The following is a 19526-nucleotide window of genomic DNA, read 5'->3' on the forward strand; positions in this document are numbered from 1 at the left end:
CGTTTGAAAGACCAGCTGCCTTTTGACCAGCTGGTCTTTTTGCTTAATCCAATCCTTTAATACTTTGAACCGTCTGCTCGTTGAGTGCCGAGATTGTATGCACAAGCAGATCCACTGCATGATTGAGATCGTCCAGGTGTACGATGGACACGTGGGAGTGAATGTAGCGTGAGGGCACACTTACGACAAGTGTTGGAATTCCGCTTCCCTCGATGTGGAACTTCCCTCCGTCTGTTGCCCCTCCGCTCATGAGCTCACGCTGAAATGGAATATTGTTTTCCTTTGCCAGGTTCACCACGAAGTCCCTTAGCTTTCTGTGCGGAATCATGGATCGGTCAAGAAAGCCGATAATCGGGCCTTTTCCGAGCTCCAGGTTCGCCGCCTCCTGGTTCATACCCGGCGTATCTCCGGCGACACCAACGTCGGTTGCGAACGAAATATCCGGCTGAATCGTCTGGATGAGGGTCTGAGCCCCTCGTAGGCCCACCTCTTCCTGTACGGTTGCTCCGGAATAGAGCGTGTTCGGGAGCTGCTTGTTCTGGAGTTTTTCCAGCACTTTTGCAGCTACATAGCAGCCGGCGCGATTGTCCCAGTTGCGTGCCAGCAGCATTTTGCCGCTCGGAAGCACTTCAAAATCGCCGGATGGGCATATCGGATCGCCTACTTCGACACCGAACTCACGGGCTTCCTCATCGCTTGAGGCCCCGATATCGATAAACATTTTATCGATTTCGAGAACTTTCTTTCTTTCCTCCGGTGCGAGCACGTGAGGGGCCTTGGAGCCGATCACGCCTGTAAGGTCGCCTTTGGCGGTCATCACCTTCACTCTCTGGGAGAGCATCACGTGTCCCCACCAGCCTCCGAGGGGTTTAAATTTTATAAAGCCTGCCTTTGTAATATTGCTGACAATGAAACCGACTTCATCCAGGTGGCCGGCAAGCAGAATTTTCGGCCCGGACTGGCCGATCCGCCCGGTGATGCTGCCGAAATTGTCGGTCACGATTTCCTCGCTCAGGGGTTCAAGGTGGTTTTTCATCACCTCATAGGCCCGGTCTTCAAAGCCGGGAATCCCTTCTGCGTCTGTCAGTTCTTTCATAAAATCGCGTGTTTTATCATCCATTGATCCAAGTCACCTCTTTCCCGGTTAGTATGCACAGGTAAAAAGAGGGCCATGACAGGAATTTTTGTGATGGCGGGTTGTTTTTTACATGTACTTATTTTAATTTACTTGTACTTATTTCGAATTACTTGTACTTAAGTTATTTTACTTGTCCTTATTCAAATTTACTTGAATTTAGTGACTTCCCCTCTTCCAAGCACATGAAAAGGCCCCTGAACCGGCTCTATACTGGAGTCGGTTCAGGGGCCTCAACTGCACGTATTATTTTACAAGCATAACCGGCGCTTTTACATGCTTCATCACTTTGTGGCTGACACCGCCGAGAACGAATGTCTGAAACTCGTTACGGCCGCGGCTTCCCATGACGAGGCAGTCGTAGTCGCCTTCATTGGCGTGTTTAATGATTGTTTCTGCAGGTGAGCCGAACAGAACGGTTGTCTCGGAATCGATGCCTTTATTGAACAGCTTGGCTTCATATTTCTTAAGCATTTCCTTACGTTTGAATGTGGCCGTATCCGCATCGCCGTATTTCATTACATCGGATTTGGACTGTTTGGCATCCACCACATACAGAAGCTCGACTGAAGCATCGTCCGACAGTTTTGCCAGACCGATTGCTTTGTCGGCTGCACGATCGGAATGGTCGGAGCCGTCTACAGCAAGCAGAATTCTGTTAAACATCGTAATAACAACCTCCCCTTAATGACCGGAAGCTTTACTAAAGCCGCCAACCTTCTTCATGAGTACGGAACTCTCTTTATTCAATCCGGTTATTATTACTTTAGCCCCTTTTTGCTCGAATTTCGATTCAATCCGATCAATCGCAGCAACTGCGGAATCGTCCCACAGGTGGGCGTTACTCAGATCAAGAATCACTTCTTTTGCATCTGTTTCGAAATCAAAGTGATCCACAAGCTCTGTCACCGAGGCAAAGAACAGCTGACCGTGAACCTGATAAGTGATTCTCTGTGTCTTCGTTTCAGCGAATTCCAGCACCTTCGTTTTGGAGATTTTTGCCGCAAAGAAGATTGCGCTGAGAAGAACACCGGCAAGAACACCCTGTGACAGGTCGTGCGTGTAAACCACCGTACCTACCGTCACAACGAGTACAATCGCGTCGGTACGCGGGATTTTGTGAATAGTCGTAATCGAACTCCAGTCGAACGTACTGATGGATACCATGATCATCACACCGGCAAGCGCGGCCATTGGAATCTGTACCACCACGTTACCCAGCACAAGGATCAGGAACATGAGGAACACACCGGCTACAAAGGACGACAGTCTGCCTCGACCGCCGGATTTCACATTTATAACGGCTTGTCCGATCATGGCACAGCCTGCCATACCGCCAAAGCAGCCCGTTACCATATTGGAGATCCCCTGGCCGCGGCTCTCTTTGTTTTTGTCACTTGGCGTGTCCGTCATGTCATCTACGATCGACGCTGTGAGCAGCGACTCAAGAAGGCCTACAATGGCAAGCGCCAGCGAGTAAGGAAGAATAATCATAAACATTTCAAATGTGAGCGGGATATTCGGCAGAGCGAACATCGGCAGTGTCGCCGGCAGAGCTCCCATATCGCCGACCGTTCTGACACCTGTATTGACCATTAAGGCAATCGCGGTTACCACGATAATGGCTACCAGAGTCGAGGGAATAACGTTAGTGAACTTAGGAAGAATGTAGATTATCGCAAGTGTTAACGCCACTAAGCTGTACATGATCCACGTCTCACCGACAAAATGCTGAAGCTGGGCTGTGAAAATCAGAATCGCCAGGGCGTTTACGAACCCGACCATAACGGTTCTCGGCACAAACTTCATCACACTTGAAAGTTTAAATACACCGAATAACACTTGAATAATACCCGTAAGAATCGTCGCGGCGAGCAGGTATTCGAGTCCGTGGTCCGCCACCAGTGTTATCATAAGGAGCGCCATCGCTCCTGTAGCACCCGAGATCATACCCGGACGTCCGCCTACAAACGCGATCACGACCGCGATACAGAAGGCTGCATAAAGTCCTACCATCGGGTCGACACCGGCAATGATCGAGAAGGCAATCGCTTCCGGAATCAGGGCTAAAGCCACAACAATACCGGAAAGGATGTCTCCTTTCACATTTCCGAACCATTCCTGTTTCATTTTTTGTGCGTAACTCAAAACAGCACCTCTCTCTTCTTATTTTCCGACATGAATCCGACAGGGACCGTTTCAAGCTGTTTTCCGTCCATACGCAGCTTTGTTATTCCGGCAGATCATTGCGGTTTTGCTAATTGACTTTCGACTCTCACGAAAGTCAGGTCCGTTTCAAACAGTTTGAATTCTAGCAGAAAATCCCGAAAACACGAAATTGCATGTATGCGAAAATCATCCAGCATATACTTCATATATCTTTCATTTACGCATATATTCTCCTGTTTTCACTTTTTCGTCACATTTATAAAATAAAACTATTCTGAATATAATGAATACGTTTATACATGCCCCGCCAGCCTGTCATACAGTATCACAGATACATGAGAAAAGGGGCCGGGGCCGATGCTTTACGTTGTGATTCTGTTTACTTCCAATGTGGATTACATGTATGTGAGTAACACTCCCTTCAATGAAACAGACCGTACGCCGGCGATCGTTATTGCCGGAAGCGACGGATCCGAATACTACATTAACGGCACCTTCGTTTATTTGAAAAGAAGCATCGAAACAAGCGAGGAAGCGGTCCTCGAGCAGATTTATGAAGAATACCTCCTCGAACTTGAAAAAGAACTGGTCATTTTCGATATTGCCTAGTCGCTTTTTTCGCCGGTAAGCGCTAACATAGGAGTCAGTATAATATTAATTGGGGGCTTTGCCCCCGACATGGCTGGACAAGTCTTATGATGAGGTGATTGAATGAAAATTGCAGTAATGACCAGCGGTGGCGATGCCCCGGGAATGAATGCCGGTGTTCGGGCCGTTGTAAAAAAAGCGATCTTCCACAAGCTTGATGTATTTGGAATTTACCGTGGCTTCGAAGGGCTGATGGAAGACGACGTCAGGCAGCTCGAGCTCAAGGACGTAGGCAGCATCATTCACCGCGGCGGAACGGTACTTTACAGCGCCAGAAGTGAACGTTTTAAAACCGAGGAAGGACAGGCCCGGGCAGTGGATGTCCTGAAAAAACACGGGATAGAAGGCTTGGTGGTCATTGGTGGAGACGGCTCGTACCGCGGAGCACAAAAGCTTCACGAGCACGGCATCAAAACGATCGGCCTTCCCGGCACGATCGATAACGATATCCGCGGCACGGATTATACCCTTGGTTTTGACACTGCTATGAACACGGTTATTAAGGCGATCGACAACATTCGTGATACAGCCACGTCGCACGAGCGCACCTATGTAATTGAGGTTATGGGGCGGGATGCAGGCGATATTGCTGCTTCGTGCGGTCTCGGCGGCGGAGCGGAAAGTATCATTATCCCGGAGGTAGAGGAAAGCCGCGACGATATGATTAAGCGGATTCAGGAGGGGTTCCAGCGCGGCAAAAAACACTCCATCATTATTACTGCTGAAGGAGCCGGCAGCGGGGATGAAATCGGTAAGTACATCAAAGAGAAAACGGACTTTGATACTCGCGTGACCATTCTCGGCCACGTCCAGCGAGGCGGCTCCCCTTCTTCTTTTGACCGGATCCTCGGCTCCAGGCTCGGCGCCCGGGCTGTGGAACTTTTAATGGAAGGTGAATCGGGCAAGGCACTCGGGCTTGAGAGCAACCGGATTTCGGTTCACGATTTCGACTATGTGGTTGAAGAAAAGGAAGATGACAACATCAAGGAACTCTATAAGCTCGCCATCGAGCTGTCGATTTAATTTTTTGCAGAGAACGCCTCCCGGATTGGGGGCGTTTTTTTGGTGGGGGCGGTATGCTGCGGAGTGTTTGATGCACTTATTATTTCCTAACTGTTTTTACACGTGCTTTATTGTCCTTACACGAAACTTATTGTCCCTACAGACTATTTCCCCGCCCTCTCCCTCCTTGCTCCGCCCCACTCTCCGGAAAAAACTCTGTCACATTATCTGACCGGCTTAATGTTTCAGAAAATTCCAACCTCTATACTGTAAAAAAACAGCATCATTGAAAGGGGAACTTGCAGAATGGAAGACAGTCTTTTTCTAATGAATAATTTATGGGTGATTTTTGCCACGGTGCTGGTCATCCTCATGCAGGGAGGGTTTATCCTCCTTGAAGCCGGATCCACCAGAATGAAGAATGCCGGTCATACGGCCGGAAAATCGATCTTCGCTTTCGGAATTGCCTCACTCACGTTCTGGGCTGTCGGCTACGGCTTTATATACGGAGAAGGAAATGCGTTTATCGGCATGTCGGACTTTTTCTTCGGTGACTTTACCGGGGTATCTGAAGGCCTGATGGGATCAGTTGACTTTATGTTCCAGCTTGCTTTTGCAGGAATTGCCCTTGCCATTGCCTTCGGCGGTTTTGCCGAGCGGGCCAAATTATCGGTATACATTATTTTCGCGGTTCTGTTTACTGCATTCATTTATCCGGTAATTGCCCATTGGATCTGGGGATCCGGCTGGCTCGCGGGCCTTGAGAAGCAGGATTTTGCCGGCTCTACTGTGGTCCACCTGACCGGTGCCATGGCAGCACTCGCTGCTACGCTCCTGCTGAAGCCACGGATCGGAAAATTCAACGCCGACCGCTCTTCCAACCCGCTAAGCGGGCATAACCAGGTATACACAGTCCTCGGTGTTCTCATTCTCTGGGTCGGCTGGTTCGGCTTTAATGCCGGCTCCACTCTCGGGGTTGATGACGGTTTTTTCGGTTATGTAGCGCTTGTAACTCAGCTCGCTGCCGCATCCGGTGCCATTGCCGCCCTTCTGATTACGTGGGTGGACAAAGGAAAAGCAGATGTACCGACGATGCTCAATGGTACACTTGCCGGACTAGTCGCCATCACCGCCTCCTGCGCTTTCGTTGCTCCTTGGGCAGCCGTGATTATCGGCTTCGTTGCCGGAATTATCGTCTACTACAGCATGAAATTCTTTGAAAGCCGCGGGATTGATGACCCGATCTACGCCCTTTCCGTTCACGGTGTGGCCGGTGTCTGGGGTACTCTTTCCACCGGATTTTTCACCACACCTCAGCTTGCAGCCATGAACGGCGGCTCTGCCGGCCTCTTTTACGGCGGCGGATTCGCCCAGCTCGGTGTTCAGGCAATCGGAGTTGTCGCATGCGGCGTATTCGCCTTCGGTGCTTCCTATGGTCTACTTCTTCTCATCAGATCAATGGTCGGCGGACTACGTGTAAGCCGTGAAAAAGAACTTCTCGGACTCGATATGAGTGAGCACGGAAGTTACGGCTATCCGGAAAACTTTGTGTCCGAAGAAGCAAAATAACACAGCGTGATCCCCTCTTAGGAGATCAAATAGATTGCTTCCCCATGAAAAGGACCGTCCCCTCAGCCAGGACGGTCCCTTTTTTTTGATTTCAGAACACAATTGTCGTAAAGCAGAAAGTCGTAAAGGCGTAAACGGCCAGTGCGATAAACAGATAGGAGAGTTTTTTGTGTCCCCTGCGCCATTCGAAGGCTGCCCAGACGCCAAACAATCCAGCAATGATGAGCAGATGGTACGGAAGCGACGCAAGCTGAAATGGTGATTCTCCCGTATTGAAAATAAAAATGCCAATCGACAGCGACACAAGAACAGCGATCAGCCAGATCCAGCGTTGTTTATTCATGGTGTAAGTCTCCTGTTGTTATATACTGTGGCGGCAAATGGTTGGATTACGACGCAATCATCGTGAACAGAACGAGCAGCAGGGCATACGCCGAACAAAGGGTCATAATATAGGCAAACGAATGCTGCCGCCGTCTCCAGAGCAGAATGCTCCAGACACCAAATCCGAATCCGATCGCGAGAAGATGCGTTGGAAAATTAAGCGTCCGTTCAGCAGCGGCATTGAACACGTAGCCAATACTCGACAGCGTCACAATCAGAAAAATGCCGGTCATGATCGAGTAAAAAATCCGTGCGTCTTTACGGTCTTCCTGTTCTCTTGCTGTTTCTTCATTCATCGGTTTCCCCTCCTCAGAAGACGCCTTCATAACTTATTTTCCCGCTTGGGGCACTAACCATGCATTTTTAGCGTGATTCCTGACGGTAAATTGTATATAATGAGGAGATGGATTACGAACACTGTAAAGGCGGGCTTAATCAAAGCCCCGCTTTTTAATGTGCAGCAGCCTTATTTATTTGCCCAAAGGGCTTTAAGTTTTGATACAGAAAGGGTTTTGACGATGACACAGGAACGGCCACGGCGCACGTTTGCGATTATTTCCCACCCGGATGCGGGTAAAACGACGCTTACTGAGAAGCTTCTTTTTCTCGGCGGGGGGATTCGCGACGCGGGTACGGTAAAAGGAAAAAAGAGCGGGAAGTTCGCGACGTCGGACTGGATGGAAATTGAAAAGCAGCGCGGAATTTCGGTAACGTCCAGTGTGATGCAGCTGATTTATAACGATGTGCAGATTAATATTCTTGATACGCCAGGTCACCAGGATTTCAGTGAGGATACGTACCGGACGCTCACGGCGGTGGATACGGCGGTGATGGTGATCGACAGCGTAAAGGGGATCGAGGCCCAGACGCTGAAGCTGTTCAAGGTATGTAAAATGCGCGGCATTCCAATTCTGACGTTTATTAACAAGCTCGACCGCGAGGGTAAAGAGCCGCTCGATCTGCTTGCCGAGATCGAGGAAGTGCTCGAGATGGAGACGTACCCGATGAACTGGCCGATCGGCATGGGAAAAACGCTGAAGGGCATTTACAGTCGGGGGACGAACAAAATTGAAGTTTATGATGATACCCATGACCGTGTGATCGTGGATTATGATGAGCAGAATTTCCTTGAGGACTACGAAAAAGAGCAGTTTGAGGATGAGCTGATGCTGCTTAATGAAGCCGGCAACGAGTTCACGCAGGATAAAGTGCGTAACGGGGAGCTTACGCCGGTGTTTTTCGGGAGCGCCCTTTCAAGCTTCGGGGTTCAGTCGTTCCTCGATGAGTTCGTACAGCATGCCGCACCGCCCCAGCCGCGGAAAGCTTCTGGCGAAATGATCGATCCGGAAAGCAGCACGTTCAGCGGGTTTATTTTTAAGATTCAGGCGAACATGAACCCGAACCACCGGGACCGGATCGCGTTTCTGCGGGTTTGCTCGGGAACGTTCACCCGTGGAATGGAAGTGATGCTCTCACGGACCGGGAAAAAAATGAAGCTCTCACAGAGTCATTCGTTCTTCGCTTCGGACCGGGAGACGGTGAACGATGCGATGCCCGGGGATATTATCGGATTGTACGACTCGGGGAATTTCGAGGTGGGCGACACGATTGTGAGCGGCAGCGAGCCGTACCGCTACGAGGAAATGCCACAGTTCCCGCCGGAAAAATTCGCGAAGATCACGGCGAAGAACGCCCTTAAGCACAAGCAGTATCACAAAGGGATGACGCAGCTCGTACAGGAAGGTACCATTCAGCTTTATAAGACGCCTTATTTTGAGGACTATATTATCGGCGCGGTTGGTGAGCTTCAGTTCCAAGTCTTCGAGTACCGAATGAAAAACGAGTACAAAGTGGACATCGAATTCCAGCATATGACGCATGAGCTGGCGCGCTGGGTGACCGGCGGTGAAGTGACCGACGGGATGACCGACAGCCGGAAGATGCTCGTAAACGATCAGCACGGCCGTTCGGTGCTGCTGTTTGAGAATGAGTTTGCTCTTAGGTTCTTCCAGGATAAGTATCCGGATCTGAAGCTTTCAACCGGGTGGGAGATGCTCGAGTAGAGATAGTTTTTGTATTTGAGCCCGTGCCGTTTTCAGGTGCGGGTTTTTTGTGTTGGGCGGGTGATTTGAGGATAGACCGAGGTGAAAGAATACGATTAGCGTCCTTATTATTTCCTAACTGTTCTTAGGCGGCTCCCACTCTACTCCGCCTTCAAAACGGACGGCTGCTCCTTCTTTTAGCGTTCTTATTATTTCCTTAGCGTCCTTATTATTTCCTAACTGTTCTTAGGCGGCTCCCACTCTACTCCACCTTCAAAACGGACGGCTGCTCCTTCTTTTAGCGTTCTTATTATTTCCTTAGCATCCTTATTATTTCCTAATTGTTCTTAGGCGGCTCCCACTCTCCTCCACCTTCAAAACGGACGGCTGCTCCTTCTTTTAGCGTTCTTATTATTTCCTTAGCGTCCTTATTATTTCCTAATTGTTCTTAGGCGGCTCCCACTCTCCTCCACCTTCAAAACGGACGGCTGCTCCTTCTTTTAGCGTTCTTATTATTTCCTTAGCGTCCTTATTATTTCCTAACTGTTCTTAGGCAGTACTCCCCCCACTTGTTTGTCTTATAACCTGTCGAGGCTGTATACACTCCCCCTCCCCGATCCCCATTTTGGAAGATCAAGCTTTCTCAGAATATTAGTGGTCAAAATAGTACTTTGGAGATTCAAGAAGTTTGTTAATTGGGCGTTAGTAATTGTGCTGCCGGCAATCAGGCAATACTCTTTCAGAGCACGCCGGACTGGTTCTACGGTAGAAAACCGCCCCTCACACCCCGGGCAGCTCCACCCTCTATCCGTGCGCTTCAAAATGACTTTGGGACAAACCGGACAGAAGACGCCCTTAATCAAATCTTCATACCGAACCTGATGTCTTTTCAGCAGATCTGGCAAGGCTTCTTCATGAGCGTCGAGGAGAGCTCGATCAAGACCGTCCAATGTTTCGGGCGAGAACGGCTTCTCAACAGATGACCGATTCTCAGCATCCGTAAGTTCCTGCAGCCGGAACTTGAGCACACTATTGCGGAAAACCCGCCACCGCTCTTTGTAATCTTCACTGAAAATGAGTTCAGGGTAACTGTTAGCCATCACAGCAAAATGCTCCACACGTATGCTGGGAAAGCCGAACTCCCGGCTCCATTTAATCAGCCTTAACTTCTGTCTCCGGGCCTGCACGACCGGGCAGTCATACACTTTTTTCTTCCCTTCGTCCGAGGTCTGGATCAGCTGATTCGAGTCACCCTTAAAGTAAAGGGATTCGCCGCCGAGGTATTTAATTTCGAGAATAACAGCAAGTTGCCTGGACAGGAGGAGGGTGTCAATCTGAGCAAATTCGCCGGGGACGTGGGCAAAGCGGAGACTGTGATAAACATAAAACGGCGGGACATCGGCAGTGTTTATGTAGTGCTCGGTGTACATCTCACCTTTGTGTCCGGAACGTCTGGACCGTAAGGCAGCGAGGATTTCTTCTTTTTTCGGATTAAGCTCCGGCATTCGCCGGATGAGGGCTTCGTAAGCGAGGATTTCAAGAGGAGTCGTACGGGGTTTGCGGATGATCATAGCATCCCTTCCTTTCTTTCGAGATTTACTTATTCGGCAAAAACAATAAATGTCCTTTAAGATATTTTCATTTAGCCGTCCATACGAGTGTCCTCCACTGCCTCCTCTCTCACCCCAAAACAAAAAACTGCCTCTCCACATGGGGAGTGCAGCCTCCAGTCAGATGCTTTCTTTTATGAATCTTCTCTTTCCTTTTCCCTCACAAAAGCGGCAGGAGCTTCTTCTCGTCATGAACCAGCGCTTCCTCTCAATCATACCGGCGCCATTACACTGCTTGCAGATGTAAATAATGGCCACTTTTAACCACCGCTTTCTGATTCCTTTTTACTAGTATACACCGTTTCCTCCTGATTGTAACCGAAAAAGACAGAAAATTCAAAATAAAAACTGTGGAGTAACCGCCATCCTCAGAGGGTAAATAAAGAGTATATACAACCTTACATTTGGAGCGATGATATGAAAAATGTGATTGAGCAGTTTAAGGAAGTAAGTTTTGCAATTATGCCTATGGCAGCGCTGATTATCATCCTTCAATACACAGTTATAGGCATGCCGACAGATATTTTTATCCGTTTTATTTTCGGTGTAATTATGGTCGGGCTCGGTCTGTTCATCTTTTTACTCGGTGTACATATCGGTCTTCTGCCTGTCGGGGAGCTGATCGGATCGACCCTGCCGAAATCAGGGAAGGTATGGCTCATCATCGGCGTCGGCTTTATCCTCGGGGTGTCAGTGACGATTGCCGAACCGGATGTGCGCGTCCTCGCCCTTCAGGTGGATCAGGTGTCCGGCGGTGAAATCTCGAACACGACCCTCATCTATACCGTTGCACTTGGTGTCGGGATCTTCGTAGCCCTGGCCATGGCCAGGACTATTTTTGAGATTCCCCTCAAATACCTGCTGCTTGGCGGCTATTCCGTAGTCTTTATTCTCGCCCTTTTCACGCCGGAAAATTTCATTCCGATTTCCTTTGACGCAGGCGGTGTAACGACCGGGCCGATGACCGTGCCGTTTATCCTAGCCCTTGGTGTCGGCGTGGCTTCGGTGCTTCGGGGCAGCAAGGAATCCAGCGCCAGTGAAGGATTCGGACTTGTGGCGCTCGCCTCAATCGGACCGGTCATAGCAGTCATGATTCTGGGGGTGATTTACGGATGATACTGGAACTTTTTGAAGGATTCGACCATGTGCTCCTTGAAGTAACCATGGCCGTGATCCCCCTCCTCGTATTTTTTCTTGTGTTTCAATTTTTCTTCTTAAAGCTGGAAAAAGAACGGATCCGTAACATCTTCGTCGGGATCTTCCTGACATTTATCGGCCTGTCCCTATTCCTTCAGGGAGTGGAAGTGGGCTTTTTCCCGGCCGGAGAAGTAATCGGCGAACTGCTTGGGGAGCGGGAAAACACCATTATTCTCCTCCCGATTCTGGGCTTTCTGTTCGGCTTCACTGCCACATTTGCTGAACCGGCGATCCGGATTTTAAACTATGAAGTGGAAAAAGTAACGTCCGGCTCCATCTCAAAAAACGTGATGCTTTTTACGCTTTCAATCGGTGTTGCCTTCTCGATTGCCCTTTCCATGGTACGGATCGTTCTAGGCATCCCGCTCTGGATTATTATCGTGCCGGCTTATGCACTTGCGCTCGCGCTTATGTTCATTTCAAAAGACCGGTTTATCAGTATTGCCTTTGATGCCGGCGGCGTAGCGACAGGGCCGATGACGGTGACCTTTATACTTGCGATTGCAGTGGGGATTGCCGAAGTTACCGAAGGACGGGATCCGCTGATGGACGGCTTCGGTATGATTGCCCTCGTGGCGATCACACCGATTCTATCAGTCTTAATCCTCGGGCTCATTTACAAGTGGAAGGAGCGGTCGTCAGCATGACGGAAAAACATGACCATAAACTGATCATCACGATCGTAAAAAGAGGCAAGTCAAAAAAAGTGACGAAAGCGTCTAAAAAAGCCGGTGCCGAAGGAGGTACCATCCTCCTCGGCCAGGGCGTCGGAATTCATGAAAAAGGGAAGACGTTCGGACTGGACCAGATCTATGAAAAAGACGTGGTGCTCACACTCGTGCCCGATCACATTCTCCCTCAGGTGATGGAAGCCATCACCGAAGCTGTTAAGCTGAACACAAAGGGAAAGGGAATCGGGTGTATTCTCGATATTAAGAAAACGATCGGGATCAATCACCTTGATTATGAAGAGATCGAAAAGGAGGATCTTGATGAGATGACAGACAACACGAAGGGATTCAATCTGATCTTGACGATCGTGAATAAAGGAGATTCGGGAAAAGTAGTGGATAATTCAATCGAAGCAGGCGCTGAAGGAGGAACCGTTCTCAGCGGCAGGGGCAGCGGCATTCATGAGAAAGCGAAAATCATGTCCCTGAATATCGAGCCCGAAAAAGACATCGTCCTCACCCTGATCAAGCGGGACAAAACCAGGCACGTGCTTGAAAAAATTGAAAAAGGCAGCCGCCTGAATGAGCCTGGAAAAGGGATCTGTTTTGTGCTCCCGGTTGAAGAAACTGTCGGGATTCATCACCTGCTTCAGGACGAGCAGAAATAGAATACACGCAAAACAAGGCCCGGCATTCACAGATGCCGAGGCCTTTTTGTCCTTTTAATCAATTTTAGCGCCGTAATGTTCCGCGAGACGGATTGCCTGATCCCAGTCTAATTTCGTGTCATCAAGCGTCACATCACGAAAATTAATCCCATCGATCACGGCTCCTCTTAAATCCGCCTTCTTCAAAACCGATTTATGAAGCCTGGCCCGGGTCAGGTCAGCGCCTGTGAAAACTGCACCAGACAGATCGGAATCGTAAAAATCCGCTTCTTTCAGAACAACCTCATCGAAACGGATCTTTCTCAGATCATGCAGCCTTAAGTTTACATACGACCAGTCGCCTTCCTCAATGGAAAGGCCTGTGAGAGCTGCGCCTTCAAATGAAGATCCGGTCATTTTACAGCCGGTAAACCGCGCCGTCCACAGGTTGCTGTTGATAAACTGGCAGTTTGTAAACGCCGATCCGTTATGACTGGAATCGTTCAGCTGTACCCCGCTGAAATCGCAGTTGGAAAAAAAGGCAGCTGATGTCCTGATCCCCTGCAGAGAGGCTCCACGGAAACGGCAGCAAGTAAATGTACTGCGGATGATTTCGCGATCGGTCCAGTCTTCTCCATCAAAGCTTTCACTTATAAAATGCTGATTCTCCATTCTCACAGGGAACCAGCGCTTTCGGTGTAACCGTTTTCTTTTCTGGTGATTTTTTCGTACCTGTTCAGCAGGTCATCGAGTTCCTGGCTGTACCGGACTGTTTCATCTGAAGTAAGGCCGTTTTTTCTTGCGGACTCCATCATAAGCGCCCTTTTTTCTTCCACGAACCTGCTAAGTTCCTTAATCAGTACCATTTTCTCACTCGCCCTTGATCTGTATAAAATCATCTATTCACAGATAATGTTAAAAACAATTATAACCAGTATTTTTTGGTATTGGAAGTAAAAAGCATATTGAATTCATCTCAATACGCTTTTTACCATTCTATGAAATTAGTCCTTAAGAGACCGTTCAGGAAGAAGCAGCACTAACTTTATCAAGCACGTCGGCTTTCAGGCGTTCCAGCGCTTGCTCTGCTTCAGAGACTGCAGGCCTGTTGACACCGAAGTAAGCTTTGATTTTCGGTTCGGTCCCTGAAGGACGCAGACAGTACCACGATCCATCTTCCAGGACGACTTTGATGACATTGGAAAGGGGCAGACCGATTTCTTCTTCAGCCCCGTCATCAAGTAAAGTACGGTTACCTGTGAGATAGTCTTCCTGATAACGGACCTTCTGCCCGGCCAGTTCCCTCACCGGAGTTTCACGGAACGAGTCCATCATGGCGTTCATTGTTTCGGCTCCTGATTTGCCTTTAAATACAAACGATTCCAGATCCTCCAAATAGCAGCCGTAGCGGTTGAACAGATCCAGAAGTCCGTCATAAAGCGTTTTGCCCTGTTTTTTGTAATAGGCAGCCACTTCGGATGCGAGGAGTGCTGCCTGGATCGCATCCTTATCTCTGGCAAACGGCTCGATCAGGTAGCCGTAGCTTTCCTCGTAGCCGAACAGGTAAGTATGCTCCCCGTTTTTTTCGTATCCTCTGATTTTTTCGCCGATAAATTTAAATCCGGTAAGGACGTCCAGCGTATCTACTCCGTATTCAGAAGCAACCCGCCGGCCCATTTCGGACGTCACAATCGTTTTAATGACCACACCGTTTTCCGGAAGTTTCCCTGCTTCTTTCTTTTTCATGAGCAGGTAATCAAGCATGAGCGCCCCGGTCTGGTTGCCGGTGAGCACTTTGTACTTGCCGCTTTCATCCTTCGCCGCAACCCCTACGCGGTCTCCGTCAGGATCCGTTGCGATGAGGACATCGGCACCGCGCTTATCACCAAGAATGATCGCACGGTCAAAGGCACGGTGTTCCTCTGGATTTGGAGAGGTTACAGCAGAAAATTCCGTATCCGGCACAGCCTGCTCTTCCACCACGTGTACGTTTGTAAAACCGCATCGCTTAAATCCATCCATCATCGGCTTTTGTGCCGCACCGTGAAGGGGCGTGAAAACAATACTCAGGTCATTGCCTACTTCATTAGCGAGGCCCTGGTCCACTACGACAGACTCAAGTGCCCTCCCGTATTTTTCATCCAGTTCTTCGAGAACAAATTCGAGCAGTCCTTCATTTTCGAGGGCTTCTTTTTCCCCTGTTTTAATAAGCAGTTCATCTTCCACAGCGTTCACCATTTCAATCAGGCGGTCGGCGTCCGTCGGTACGAGCTGTGCCCCGTCCTCGCCATACACTTTAAAACCGTTGTATTCTGGAGGATTGTGGCTTGCCGTAATCATAATCCCTGTATGTGTGCCAAGCTCACGAACGGCAAAACTCAGCTGAGGTGTCGGGCGAAGTTCACTGAACACGTAGGTTTTAATCCCATTTGCCCCAAGCGTGCAGGCGGCTTCAAGTGCAAACTCGTCACTCTGGCGACGGTTATCATGGGCGATGACTACGCCCCGGGAAACAGCCTCGTCCCCTTCTGTCTTCATGTAATCAGCCAGCCCCTGGGCAGCCTTGCGGATCGTGTAAATATTCATCCGGTTCGTACCAGGACCAATCTCCCCGCGCATACCACCTGTACCAAATTCCAGGTTTTTATAAAAACTGTCTTCCAAATATGTATCGTTCTTCTCGTTTGCGGTAAGTTCATCACGCAGGTCGTTTCTGAGGTCTTCAAAACCCATCCATCTCTCAAAGTGCTTTTTCCAGTCCATAAGTTCCTCCTCTTGAAATCTCGTATTGTATGTTTCTGATCCGCTCTCTCCGCAGGATTGTGTTTCGCTGCAGGCGGAGAGTTTCCCGCGAGAGGCGCCGCATAGCTGCATTCTATACGAAAACAGGTACTTCTGGGAAAGAAAGCGCCCTCTCCATCTTTGTGTGGCAGGGCGCTTTTCGTTTCTTTCATTATACGAGTCCGGGCAGCAAATGCCAATAGAACCGGGCAATTTACTGTGCAACTTTGTCTTCGTGAACTTTTTCCTCCGGATGAGCCGCGTAGGCAATCTCTTTTTCCAATTCTTTTTCAAAGCGCACTCGCTGATTGTGAGTCCAATGAAGGCGGTAGGCAAGGTAATTCAACACATTCGTCTTCCATTTCCGGACCCATTGGATATCAAAGAAGAGGGCTCCGGTCCGGCGGTTGAAGAAATCAATCGGTGTGACAGTCATTTCTTCTTCCATGCCGTACACCAGAGAGGCAAAAACGCTTTTGGGAAGCTGAAAATGCCGCGCTTCTTCTCCGGATGTCTCGAGGATCTCATACACTCTTTTTACGTTTGATCCGTAGAGCTTTACGAGTTTCCCGGCTTCCTCTTCCGACAGACCCAGAGCTACGCCTGCTTTCGTCTGCTCCTCCAGAAAGTTTTCAAGGCCTTTTGAACCGCCCACATCACCGCCGGAAAGGACAATTTTATCCGTCGTGCATTTGGCTTTTACACCAAGATCCTTCGCAACCATATCGACGATTCGTTCCGCCATTTTACGGTATCCGGTCAGTTTTCCTCCAGCGATTGAGATCAGCCCGGATTCGGAGATGAACGTTTCATCCTTTCTGGAGATTTCGGATGCGGATTTGCCTTCTTCATGAATGAGCGGCCGCAGTCCGGCCCAGCTGGATTCCACGTCCTTTTCTTCAAGCTTGAGGCCCGGGAACATGTAGTTTGCTGCATTGAGAATATAATCCAGGTCCTGCTGTGTCATGCGGGGACTGGCGATTCTGCCGTCATAATAAGTGTCAGTGGTGCCGACATAGGTCTTTCCGTCACGGGGGATAGCAAAGATCATCCGTCCGTCGTCTTCCGTATCGAAGTACGCTGCCTGCTGTAATGGAAAACGGGACTGATCGATTACCAGGTGAACCCCTTTGGTCAAATAAAGGTACTTCCCTTTTTTCGATCCATCTTTTTCACGGAGCTCATCCACCCAGGGACCGGCTGCATTAACTACACGCTTGGCCCGGATATTAAAGGAGCGTCCGGAAATCAGATCGGTCACTTTCGCACCTGCAACACGGCCGTTTTCATAAAACAGCTCTTCTGCTTTCGTGTAATTTACGGCTTTTGTACCGCGGTGCACCGCTTCTTTCATAATTTCAAGGGTTAGCCTGGCGTCGTCGGTTTTGTATTCCACGTATACGCCGCTTCCTTTAAGACCGTCCTCTCTCAGCATTGGCAGTTTTTCAAGGGTTTTCTTTTTATTGAGCATGTTTCTGCGCTCTTTTCGCTTCACACCTGCAAGCTTATCATACACTTTCAGCCCGACTGCCGTTGCCGCTTTTCCAAACGTGCCATCCTTATAAATCGGCAGAAGCATCCATTCGGGATTGGTTACGTGGGGGGCGTTTTCGTACACGATCGCCCGCTCTTTGCCGACTTCTGCGACGAGTTTCACTTCAAACTGCTTCAGGTAACGGAGACCGCCGTGAACAAGTTTTGTGGAGCGGCTTGAAGTACCGGCAGCAAAGTCCTGCATTTCCACGACACCGGTAGAGAGTCCCCGGACAGAGGCGTCAAGCGCGATGCCCGCTCCTGTAATACCGCCGCCAATCACGAGAAGATCAAGTTCCTGTCCTTCCATTTCTTCCAAATACGCATTTCTCTGAATCGCTGAAAATGGTTTTACCATACTGCAGCATCCTTTCTTTTATGCATGCCTTATCGGCTGTCTGATTGATGTCTGGCCACTTTTACACTTTCAGGACGGTGAAGAAGGTACAAAAAAAGACCACAGCAACCCCCGTCCTCCGAAAGAGACATTTCTCCCCGGGAACTGTTTACTGTGGTCTTTCTCCTGTTCTCCGACCTGATTATGAACTTACTATTAGTATAGTATATTCCTGGTCCGGGGTAAAGGTCTTTGCCACAGCGCGGAATTTTCCATAGGGACTGCCTGTCCTCAGCCTCCGTCCTACAGTTTATAGGCGATGGTGGCGTCGATCGCTTTTTTCCAGCCGCGGTAAAGTTCCGTGCGGGTCTCTTCTTCCATGTCCGCTTCAAAACGGCGATCCACGTCCCACTGCTTGGAAATCTCACTCCGGTCTTTCCAGAAACCTGTTGCCAGCCCGGCTAGATAGGCAGCTCCGAGGGCGGTCGTTTCCTGAATTACTGGACGCTCGACTGGCTTGTCGAGGATGTCGCTCTGGAACTGCATCAGAAAGCTGTTCGCTACAACACCTCCGTCTACGCGCATCTGTTTAACGGGGATGCCGGAGTCACTTTCCATCGCCTCCATCACATCTTTCGTCTGGTAGGCGAGAGATTCAAGTGTGGCACGGATCAGGTGCTCTTTTTCTGTGCCTCTCGTAAGTCCAAAAATTGCCCCGCGTGCTTCAGAATCCCAGTAAGGGGTGCCAAGACCGACAAATGCCGGAACCATATAAACGCCGTCGGTTGACTCCACACGCTCGGCGTAAGCTTCCGTGTCTGATGCTTTTTTAATCATTCTAAGGCCGTCACGGAGCCACTGAATGGCGGAACCGGCTACAAAGATACTTCCTTCCAGGGCGTATTCCACTTTTCCGTCGATCCCCCAGGCAATTGTAGTCAGAAGGCCATGCTCAGAGGCCACCGCCTCCTCCCCTGTGTTCATCAGCATAAAGCAGCCCGTGCCGTAGGTGTTTTTCGCCATCCCTTTTTCAAAGCATGCCTGGCCGAACAGGGCTGCCTGCTGGTCACCTGCCGCACCTGCGATCGGAACTTCTTCTCCAAAAAAATGATAATCGACTGTCCGGGCATATACTTCGGATGACGGCTTAACTTCCGGCAGCATCTGCTTTGGTACATCAAGCATGTGAAGCAGATCTTCGTCCCATTTAAGCTCGTGGATATTAAACATGAGCGTCCGGGCTGCATTTGAATAGTCCGTTACGTGCGCTTTCCCTCCGGAGAGCTTCCAGATCAGCCAAGTATCGATCGTACCAAACAGCAATTGGCCATTTTCGGCCTTTTCCCTTGCTCCGTCCACGTGATCGAGAATCCATTTCACCTTTGTGCCTGAAAAATACGGATCGAGAAGAAGTCCGGTCTTCTTCCGGACCTGATCCTCGTATCCCCCTTCCTTCAGCTCATTGCAGATGTCCGCAGTCTGCCGGGATTGCCAGACCACAGCGTTGTGGATCGGCCGGCCCGTTTCTTTTTCCCAGACGACCGTCGTCTCCCGCTGATTCGTAATGCCGATTCCGGCTACTTCTTTTGACTGGACCCCGGTTTTGTTGAGTACGTCTGCGATGACCCCGAGAACAGATGTCCAGATTTCGTTGGCGTCATGCTCAACCCAGCCGGGCTTTGGGTAAATCTGTTTAAACTCCTTCTGGGCGGTTTCTCTGATTGTCCCGTTTTTATCAAAAAGGATCGCCCGGGAACTGGTGGTACCCTGATCCAGTGACAGAATGAACTTTTTCTCCATG

Annotated in this window: 18 protein-coding genes; 7 read left to right on the forward strand and 11 right to left on the reverse strand. The window is 49.6% G+C overall.

Annotated elements, in window-relative coordinates:
• Positions 1 to 43: 43 nt before the first annotated feature.
• From CR205_RS10630 to CR205_RS10640, 3 genes are all read right to left on the reverse strand, one after another.
• A complete protein-coding gene (locus CR205_RS10630) occupies positions 44 to 1120 on the reverse strand; it encodes a M42 family metallopeptidase (RefSeq protein WP_110519351.1) in 1077 nt (358 codons plus the stop codon).
• Positions 1121 to 1381: 261 nt separating this feature from the next.
• Complete coding sequence (locus CR205_RS10635; protein WP_110519353.1) at positions 1382 to 1801, reverse strand: universal stress protein; 420 nt, start codon at positions 1799 to 1801, stop codon at positions 1382 to 1384.
• Positions 1802 to 1819: 18 nt separating this feature from the next.
• Complete coding sequence (locus CR205_RS10640; protein WP_110519842.1) at positions 1820 to 3265, reverse strand: SulP family inorganic anion transporter; 1446 nt, start codon at positions 3263 to 3265, stop codon at positions 1820 to 1822.
• 396 nt (positions 3266 to 3661) lie between these two features.
• Between CR205_RS10640 and CR205_RS10645 the strand changes: the two genes are divergently transcribed.
• From CR205_RS10645 to CR205_RS10655, 3 genes are all read left to right on the forward strand, one after another.
• Complete coding sequence (locus CR205_RS10645) at positions 3662 to 3913, forward strand: hypothetical protein (RefSeq protein WP_110519356.1); 252 nt, start codon at positions 3662 to 3664, stop codon at positions 3911 to 3913.
• 102 nt (positions 3914 to 4015) lie between these two features.
• The gene (pfkA, locus tag CR205_RS10650) at positions 4016 to 4975 is read left to right on the forward strand and encodes a 6-phosphofructokinase (RefSeq protein ID WP_110519358.1); all 960 of its coding nucleotides are present in this window, start codon (positions 4016 to 4018) and stop codon (positions 4973 to 4975) included.
• Between the two features lie 285 nt (positions 4976 to 5260).
• The gene (locus CR205_RS10655; protein WP_110519360.1) at positions 5261 to 6523 is read left to right on the forward strand and encodes an ammonium transporter; all 1263 of its coding nucleotides are present in this window, start codon (positions 5261 to 5263) and stop codon (positions 6521 to 6523) included.
• Positions 6524 to 6614: 91 nt separating this feature from the next.
• On the opposite strand, the gene CR205_RS10660 is transcribed toward CR205_RS10655, so the two are convergent.
• Positions 6615 to 6866 carry a hypothetical protein gene (locus CR205_RS10660; protein ID WP_110519362.1) on the reverse strand — a complete coding sequence of 84 codons (252 nt, stop codon included), beginning with the start codon at positions 6864 to 6866 and terminating at the stop codon, positions 6615 to 6617.
• 46 nt (positions 6867 to 6912) lie between these two features.
• A complete protein-coding gene (locus CR205_RS10665; RefSeq protein WP_110519364.1) occupies positions 6913 to 7203 on the reverse strand; it encodes a hypothetical protein in 291 nt (96 codons plus the stop codon).
• Between the two features lie 222 nt (positions 7204 to 7425).
• On the opposite strand from CR205_RS10665, the gene CR205_RS10670 reads away from it, so the two are divergent.
• On the forward strand, positions 7426 to 8970 hold the full coding sequence (locus CR205_RS10670) for a peptide chain release factor 3 (RefSeq protein WP_110519366.1): 1545 nt from the start codon (positions 7426 to 7428) through the stop codon (positions 8968 to 8970).
• A 557-nt stretch (positions 8971 to 9527) separates the two neighbouring features.
• Here the strand turns inward: CR205_RS10670 and CR205_RS10675 are convergent.
• Positions 9528 to 10520, reverse strand: a complete 993-nt coding sequence (locus CR205_RS10675) for a nuclease-related domain-containing protein (RefSeq protein WP_161524746.1) — start codon at positions 10518 to 10520, stop codon at positions 9528 to 9530.
• Positions 10521 to 10976: 456 nt separating this feature from the next.
• On the opposite strand from CR205_RS10675, the gene CR205_RS10680 reads away from it, so the two are divergent.
• From CR205_RS10680 to CR205_RS10690, 3 genes are read left to right on the forward strand one after another with little or no spacing between them, the layout of a single operon-like run.
• Positions 10977 to 11675, forward strand: coding sequence for a DUF1538 domain-containing protein (locus tag CR205_RS10680; RefSeq protein ID WP_110519371.1), 699 nt, complete (start codon positions 10977 to 10979; stop codon positions 11673 to 11675).
• Entirely contained in the window at positions 11672 to 12403 is a 732-nt protein-coding gene (locus CR205_RS10685; RefSeq protein ID WP_110519372.1) for a DUF1538 domain-containing protein, read from the forward strand. The genes CR205_RS10680 and CR205_RS10685 overlap by 4 nt, the downstream gene beginning before the upstream one ends.
• The gene (locus CR205_RS10690; protein ID WP_110519375.1) at positions 12400 to 13095 is read left to right on the forward strand and encodes a P-II family nitrogen regulator; all 696 of its coding nucleotides are present in this window, start codon (positions 12400 to 12402) and stop codon (positions 13093 to 13095) included. The genes CR205_RS10685 and CR205_RS10690 overlap by 4 nt, the downstream gene beginning before the upstream one ends.
• Before the next feature lie 54 nt (positions 13096 to 13149).
• On the opposite strand, the gene CR205_RS10695 is transcribed toward CR205_RS10690, so the two are convergent.
• The 5 genes from CR205_RS10695 to glpK all read right to left on the reverse strand — a co-directional run bounded on the left by CR205_RS10695 (position 13150) and on the right by glpK (position 19525).
• Positions 13150 to 13746: a pentapeptide repeat-containing protein gene (locus CR205_RS10695; protein ID WP_110519376.1), complete on the reverse strand. Its 597-nt coding sequence runs from the start codon at positions 13744 to 13746 to the stop codon at positions 13150 to 13152.
• Positions 13747 to 13748: 2 nt separating this feature from the next.
• Entirely contained in the window at positions 13749 to 13940 is a 192-nt protein-coding gene (locus tag CR205_RS10700; protein ID WP_161524747.1) for an aspartyl-phosphate phosphatase Spo0E family protein, read from the reverse strand.
• Between the two features lie 157 nt (positions 13941 to 14097).
• Positions 14098 to 15837: a phospho-sugar mutase gene (locus CR205_RS10705; RefSeq protein WP_110519381.1), complete on the reverse strand. Its 1740-nt coding sequence runs from the start codon at positions 15835 to 15837 to the stop codon at positions 14098 to 14100.
• A gap of 232 nt (positions 15838 to 16069) precedes the next feature.
• A complete protein-coding gene (locus tag CR205_RS10710; protein ID WP_110519383.1) occupies positions 16070 to 17746 on the reverse strand; it encodes a glycerol-3-phosphate dehydrogenase/oxidase in 1677 nt (558 codons plus the stop codon).
• 282 nt (positions 17747 to 18028) lie between these two features.
• Positions 18029 to 19525: a glycerol kinase GlpK gene (gene glpK, locus CR205_RS10715; protein ID WP_110519386.1), complete on the reverse strand. Its 1497-nt coding sequence runs from the start codon at positions 19523 to 19525 to the stop codon at positions 18029 to 18031.
• Position 19526: the final 1 nt, after the last annotated feature.

The sequence above is a fragment of the Alteribacter lacisalsi genome (assembly GCF_003226345.1).
In the GTDB taxonomy this organism is placed as follows: domain Bacteria; phylum Bacillota; class Bacilli; order Bacillales; family Salisediminibacteriaceae; genus Alteribacter; species Alteribacter lacisalsi.